Origin of the sequence: Microbispora sp. H10949, assembly GCF_014161435.1 — a bacterium.
Taxonomy (GTDB): domain Bacteria; phylum Actinomycetota; class Actinomycetes; order Streptosporangiales; family Streptosporangiaceae; genus Microbispora; species Microbispora triticiradicis.
In genome coordinates this window covers 117,793-124,542 of the sequence record NZ_JABBWZ010000017.1, presented here as the reverse complement: position 1 = coordinate 124,542, position 6,750 = coordinate 117,793, and the positions used below count along the sequence as shown (strand labels likewise).

General features: G+C 70.1%; 4 protein-coding genes. 3 read left to right on the top strand and 1 reads right to left on the bottom strand.

What is annotated here, in order from left to right; translation table 11 throughout:
* The first annotated feature begins 606 nt into the window (after nucleotides 1-606).
* Nucleotides 607-2,694: a S9 family peptidase gene (locus HHX40_RS33310; protein ID WP_182883757.1), complete on the top strand. Its 2,088-nt coding sequence runs from the start codon at nucleotides 607-609 to the stop codon at nucleotides 2,692-2,694.
* Nucleotides 2,691-3,716, top strand: coding sequence for an L-glyceraldehyde 3-phosphate reductase (gene mgrA, locus HHX40_RS33305; protein WP_182883750.1), 1,026 nt, complete (start codon nucleotides 2,691-2,693; stop codon nucleotides 3,714-3,716). The genes HHX40_RS33310 and mgrA overlap by 4 nt, the downstream gene beginning before the upstream one ends.
* A 90-nt stretch (nucleotides 3,717-3,806) precedes the next feature.
* Here mgrA and HHX40_RS33300 read toward each other — a convergent pair whose 3' ends face one another.
* Nucleotides 3,807-6,212, bottom strand: a complete 2,406-nt coding sequence (locus HHX40_RS33300; RefSeq protein WP_310738389.1) for a lysylphosphatidylglycerol synthase transmembrane domain-containing protein — start codon at nucleotides 6,210-6,212, stop codon at nucleotides 3,807-3,809.
* Between the two features lie 49 nt (nucleotides 6,213-6,261).
* Here HHX40_RS33300 and HHX40_RS33295 point away from each other — a divergent pair, with 49 nt between their 5' ends.
* Nucleotides 6,262-6,699 (top strand): RpiB/LacA/LacB family sugar-phosphate isomerase, encoded by a 438-nt coding sequence (locus HHX40_RS33295; RefSeq protein ID WP_182883748.1) that lies wholly within the window; start codon nucleotides 6,262-6,264, stop codon nucleotides 6,697-6,699.
* The last annotated feature ends 51 nt before the right edge of the window (nucleotides 6,700-6,750 follow it).

Here is a 6,750-nt window from a genome sequence, read left to right as displayed (position 1 = left end):
AAAGGCACCGTCAAAGGAATCCGCCACCAATCAACGGTGACGGGGTCATGCATGATTCATGCACTGGCTTTTAGCACACTGTTGAGTTCTCAAGAAACGGACGCGACCACCATCACCCGAAACCCGTTAACCAGGTCCCACGCTCCGGGGCGTTTCGTTTCGCTTGTGGTCTTAATCCTTCCCGATCAGCCATTCCGTGTCAAATCCGCCCTGTTCAGAACCGACTTGACCCGAAACCCGCCAACCGACAGGAATTCAACCGCCCCGTTTCCGGGGCAACCCCTCTAACTTACCCGAACCCTCACCCCGATGCAAACCGCACATCAGGACAAGATCCAGGAGAGTACGAGAGGCCGTCGGTCAACCGACCCGCGCACGCCAAGCCAACCACCAGGGTGATCGAAGAGGAGTGCGCCGGACCGCGCCGACATCACAAGATTACCAGGCCTCGGCAGCGCCATGACCCGAGTTGAAAGGAACGCATCCGAGGGGCGCCCTATTCCCGGTGTCGATCCCCCTGGTGTGGATCCGGGGACCGCCCCCCGAGACGGCTCGGAGGAGCCGTGGCAGGACCATGCCGAACATAGACTCTGGCGGGTGAGCGACATGCCGCCTGTAGCGAAGAAGGTTCCTTTCGAGCGCAGCCACCACGGTGACACCGTGGTCGACGAGTACGCGTGGCTGCTCAAGAAGGACGACCCCGACACCATCGCCTACCTGGAGGCGGAGAACGCCTACACCCAGGAGACGACGGCCCATCTTGGGGATCTCCAGGAGACGATCTTCAAGGAGATCAAGGGCCGGACCCTGGAGACCGACCTTTCTGTGCCCACGCGCAAGGGCGCCTGGTGGTACTACTCGCGCACCGAAGAGGGCAAGCAGTACGGCATCCAGTGCCGGGTGGCCGCCGACGGCGACGACCCGCCGAAGCTGGAGCCGGGCGAGCCGCTCCCCGGTGAGCAGGTTCTGCTGGACGGCAACGAGCTCGCCGGCGACAGCCCGTTCTTCTCCATCGGCACGAGCGCGGTCAGCCCGGACGGCACGAAGCTCGCCTATTCCACCGACTTCTCCGGCGACGAGCGGTTCACGCTCCGGTTCAAGGACCTGGAGACGGGCGAACTACTCTCGGACGAGATCCCCGGGGTCTTCTACGGCGGCGCCTGGTCGGGCGACGGCTCCACGTTCTTCTACACGACCGTGGACGACGCCTGGCGGCCGTACCGGATCCACCGGCACACCCTCGGCCAGGCCTCCGAGCAGGCCGCCGACCAGAACGGGGACGTCGTCGTCTACCAGGAGGACGACGAGCGTTTCTGGGTGGGCATCGGGCTGACCCGCAGCCAGCGCTACCTCGTGCTCACCTCCGGCAGCAAGATCACGAGTGAGGTCCGGGTGCTCGACGCGAGCACTCCGGACGGCGAGTTCGCCGTCGTGCGGCCCCGGCAGACCGGCGTCGAGTACGCCCTGGAGCACGCGGCGGACGGGTTCCTCATCCTCCACAACTACGGCGGCCCGGACGGCGACGGCGCCGTCAACTTCGAGCTCGCCACCGCCCCCATCGACGACCCGGGCACCTGGACCCCGCTGATCGAGCACAGGGACGACACCAGGCTGCTCGACGTGGACGCCTTCAGGGACCACATCGTCGTCCACTTCCGCCGCGACGGTCTCACCGGCGTGCGGATCCTGCCGGGCGACGGCGGCGACCCGTACGACATCTCCTTCCCCGAGCCGCTGTACGACGTCGCGCCGACCGGCAACGCCGAGTTCGAGACGGGCCGCCTGCGGCTCGGCTACACCTCGATGGTCACCCCGCCGTCGGTGTACGACTACGACCTGCGGTCGCGCGAGCTGATCCTGCTCAAGCAGAAGGTGGTGCTCGGCGGCTACGACCCGGCCGACTACCAGCAGTTCCGTGAGTGGGCCACGGCCGACGACGGCACCAGGATCCCGATCTCGATCATGGTGCGGAAGGGCACGGACCGGCCCGCCCCGACCCTGCTGTACGGCTACGGCAGCTACGAGTCCTCCATCGACCCCTACTTCTCGGTGGCCCGGCTCTCGCTGCTCGACCGGGGACTCGCCTTCGCCATCGCGCACGTGCGGGGCGGCGGCGAGATGGGCCGCCGTTGGTACGAGGACGGCAAGCTGACCCGGAAAAAGAACAGCTTCACCGACTTCGTCGCGTGCGCGCGCCATCTCAAGGCCTCGGGCTGGTCGAGCCGGGTCGTCGCCAGGGGCGGATCGGCGGGCGGGCTGCTCGTGGGCGCCGTCGCCAACCTCGCGCCCGAGGAGTTCGCCGGGATCGTCGCCGAGGTGCCGTTCGTCGACGCGCTGAACACGATCCTCGATCCCTCCCTGCCGCTGACGGTGACCGAATGGGACGAGTGGGGCGACCCGCTGCACGACCCCGAGGTCTACGCGTACATGAAGAGCTACTCGCCGTACGAGAACGTCGACGGCCGGCCGTACCCGCCGATCCTGGCGACCACCAGCCTCAACGACACGCGGGTGTTCTACCACGAGCCCGCCAAGTGGATCGCCCGGCTCCGCGACAGCGCGGCGGGCGGCCCGTTCCTGCTGAAGACCGAGATGGGCGCCGGCCACGGAGGCCGCAGCGGCCGTTACGACGCCTGGCGTGAGGAGGCGTTCGCGCTCTCCTGGATCCTCGACCGAGTTGGAGTGACCGAGTGAGCTATGTGGCAGCCGAGGGCCGGTACGGGCCCATGCCGTACAACCGGACCGGACGCAGCGGGCTGAGGCTGCCCGCCGTGTCACTCGGGCTGTGGCACAACTTCGGTGACGACAAGCCGATCGAGACGCAGCGGGCGATCCTCCGCCGGGCCTTCGACCGCGGGGTCACCCACTTCGACCTCGCCAACAACTACGGCCCGCCGTACGGCTCCGCTGAGATCAACTTCGGGCACCTCTACCAGCAGGACTTCGCCAGGTACCGCGACGAGCTGGTCATCTCGACCAAGGCGGGCTACGACATGTGGCCCGGCCCGTACGGCAACTGGGGATCGCGGAAGTACCTGCTGGCGAGCCTCGACCAGTCGCTGAAGCGGATGGGCCTCGACTACGTCGACATCTTCTACAGCCACCGCTTCGATCCCGAGACGCCACTGGAGGAGACCATGGGGGCGCTCGCCCACGCGGTGCGCTCCGGGAAGGCGCTCTACGCCGGCATCTCGTCCTACTCCCCTGAACGGACCCGGCAGGCGGCGGCGATCCTGCGGGACCTGGGCACGCCCCTGCTCATCCACCAGCCCTCCTACTCGATGCTCAACCGCTGGATCGAGAACGGGCTGCTCGACGTGCTGGAGGAGGAGGGCGCCGGCTGCATCGCGTTCTCGCCGCTGGCGCAGGGCATGCTGACCGACCGCTACCTCGACGGCATCCCCCAGGACTCGCGGGCGGCGCAGGGCAAGTCGCTCGACCCGTCCCTGCTGTCGGAGGAGAGTCTGCGCCACGTCCGGCGGCTGAACGAGATCGCCGGGCGTCGGGGCCAGTCGCTGGCGCAGATGGCGCTGGCCTGGGCGCTGCGCGACCGCCGGGTGACGTCGGTGCTCATCGGCGCGAGCAGCGTGGAGCAACTCGACGCCAACCTGGACGCGGTCGGCCGGCTCGGCTTCGCCCAGGAGGAACTGGACGAGATCGACAAGGACGCGGTCGACTGCGGCATCAACCTCTGGGCCGCCTCCAGCGCCGAGTGACCGAGGTGACCGTCCCGAAGTGACCCCGCGCGCCGGTCCGGGCGGCCGCGCGGGGCGGTGCCCGCTGAAAGGCAGGGCGGAGGAGGCGGGTCAGAGGGCGTTCTTGCGCTGGAGGTAGGCGAAGGAGGCCCAGCCGGGGAGGACGGGCAGCCAGAACGTCATCAACCGGAACAGCAGCACCGCCGAGGTGGCGACCGTGGCGGGCAGCCCGGCGACCGTGAGGCCGACCGACAACGAGGTCTCCACCGCGCCGAGGCCGCCGGGCGTCGGAGCTGCGGAGCCGATCGCGTTGCCGGCGAGGAACACCACGGCCACGGCCGTGAACGACACGTCGCCACCGAAGGCCTGTACGCAGCCCGCCAGACAGATCACGAAGCTGAGCGTGAGCAGCAGCGTGCCGGCGACGGCCTCCAGGACCTTCCGGGGCGACTGCACGACGTCGAGCAGCCGGGGGATCACCCCCGAGAACAACGCGCGCACGCGGGACGTGACCACCCGGCGCAGCGGCCGTATGGCGAGCAGGATGAGGAACAGCACGGCCACCCCGAGCAGCACCACGAGAAGCCCGCGCGACGGGGTCAGGGACGGCGCGGCCTGCGTGCCCGTCAGATAGCCGAACAGCAGCAGCAGCATGATGTGCATGGTCAGGCCGATGAGCTGGGACGCTCCGACGCTCGCCACGGCGGCCCCGGGCGGCACCCCGCGCTTCTGCAGGTAACGGGTGTTGATCGCGACCCCGCCCACCGCGGCCGGGGCGACCAGCTTCACGAACGACCCGGCGAGCTGGGCCAGGATCGTGTGCCCGAGCGGCAGCGACTCGGGGACGAAGCCGCGCAGCATCACCGCGGCGGCCACGTAGCTCAGCGCGGCCGCCACCAGCGCGACCCCGCTCCACGCCCAGTTGGCCGTGGTGACGACGGAGACCAGGTTGACCTGGCTGAGCTGGGGCAGCAGCAGGTAGGCCGCGATCACGCTGAGGATGATCGTGACGAGCGTGCGGGGGTGGAACCGCTCCAGCCGCACCTCCTCCACCTCGGCCTTGGGCTTCAGCGCGATGATCTGCTCGCGGAGCGCGGGCAGCAGGTGCTTGTCGCGGCGGGCGGCGGTCCTGGTGTCGCGGCTCAGCGCGATCCGCTGGAGCAGCGGCATCGCCCCGGCCAGAGCGTCCTCCCCCAGCGCCTTCGCCGCCGACCGGACGGACCGCTCGGCTCCCACGCGGGTGCCGAGGTAGGAGAGAAGCTGGGCGATGTCGAGCCGCAGCAGCAGGTCACCGGCCGCGATCTCGCCGCTGCGGGCGTCCACGAGGTAGACGTCGCCGTGCGCGTCGACGTGGATGCTCTCGCCGGTGAGATGGCGATGGGCCAGGCGGTGGGCCTGCAGCAGCCGCACCTGCTCCCACATCCGCGCGAGCAGCTCGTCGTCGAAGTCCGCGTCGTCCAGCTCGCTCACCGGCCGGGTGTCCACGTGCTCGTAGGCGAGCAGCGCGGCCTCGGTGCCGACCTCGCTGGTGCCCAGCAGGCGCGGCAGCCGTACGCCCGCCGCCTGCGCGGCGTACGCCATGAGCGCCTCGCGCTCCAGCTCGGCGCGCAGCGAGCGGATGGCCCGGCGCCGGGTCTCGTTGTTGAGCAGGAACCGCCGCCACAGCCGGTAGAGGACCCCCGCGACCTGGCGGTCCCGGTCGAGAACGGTCACGTCGACGGTGCGGTCGCCGGCGAGGCCGATGAGGTAACGGCGGCTGCCCGAGCTGTCGTCCTCCACCCGCCGGGCGCTGACCGGCGTGAACCCGAGCCTGCGCAACGCGGCCAGGACGGCGCTGCCCGGCGGCCGGGTGTTGGCGCTGCCGATGCCGTACAACGTGCCGAAGCCGACGGCGAGGCCCACGACGTAGGTGAGGATCACGCCGAGCGCGGTGACCTTGGTGGCGGTGAACAGCGCGAACACGTCGAGGCCCAGAGCGACCCACATGAGCGCCCGCCAGTGGGGGCGGCGCGACATCCGCACCGCCGTGGCGTAGGCGATCGCGGGGGTGAGCACGGTGTTCAGCGGCTCGACGTCCCGGTTGCCGGTGAGCAGCTGCCTGAGGTCCGCGGGACCGGACTGCACCAGCCACTCGCCCAGCGCGTACGAGACCAGCAGGGCGAGGATCGCGGCGATCAGCCCCTGGGTGACGCGCATGCCGTCGCGGTGGAAGACCCGCTCGACGGCGAACGCCACCGGGACGACCAGCACGGCCACGCCGCCCAGCAGCCCGGCGGCGGCCGAGAGCACCTCGGGCGCGCGGCCGGTGCCCGTGTGGACGTCGGACTCCAAGCCGTTGAGCGTCCGCTGCAGGGCCAGGGCCAGCAGCACGACGGCGGCGAGGGCCAGCAGCGTGAGCAGGAACCGCAGGGCGTCCGAAGGACGGCGGATCCGCTGCGGCAACAGAGGCTCGACGACCAGGACGACCCCCGGGCCGGGGGTGTCCAGTGTCAGGTCCTGCTCCTTGATGCCTCTCACCACCAGCGATTCTGTGCGATCTTCGCACTCAGTGTCCAGAATTAATGGCATGCATATATCCCTGGCCTCGGACAGCCTCGACGGGATCGCGCCGACGCTGGCCGCCGAGGTGGAAAGGCGCGGCCATACAGTCACACTCTATGGAGCGCTGGCCCCGGACGGCCGGGCCGATTGGGCCTGGTGCTGCTCCAGCGCCGCGCGGGACGTGGCGGAGGGCCGGTCGGACCAGGCCGTCGTCTGCTGCTGGACCGGCACCGGCGCCTCCATCGCGGCCAACAAGGTGGCGGGGGTGCGGGCCGCGCTGTGCGCCGACGCCGTCACCGCCGCGGGCGCCCGAAAGTGGAACGACGCCAACGTGCTCGCGCTCAGCCTCCGCCTGACCTCCCCGCAGGTGCTCACGGAGATCCTGGACGCCTGGTTCGCCGCCGCGCCCAGCACCGAACCCGAGGACGCCGCCAACATCGCGTACCTGCGGGAGATCCGCTGAGGACGGTGGGAGGACGCGGCGAGGGGACGGCCGACAGCGGCACGCTAACGT

Excerpts from the sequence above, each read along its gene's own strand:
- HHX40_RS33310 (WP_182883757.1), top strand. The coding sequence starts at position 607 with ATGCCGCCTGTAGCGAAGAAGGTTCCTTTCGAGCGCAGCCACCACGGT.
- HHX40_RS33295 (WP_182883748.1), top strand. The coding sequence starts at position 6,262 with ATGCATATATCCCTGGCCTCGGACAGCCTCGACGGGATCGCGCCGACG.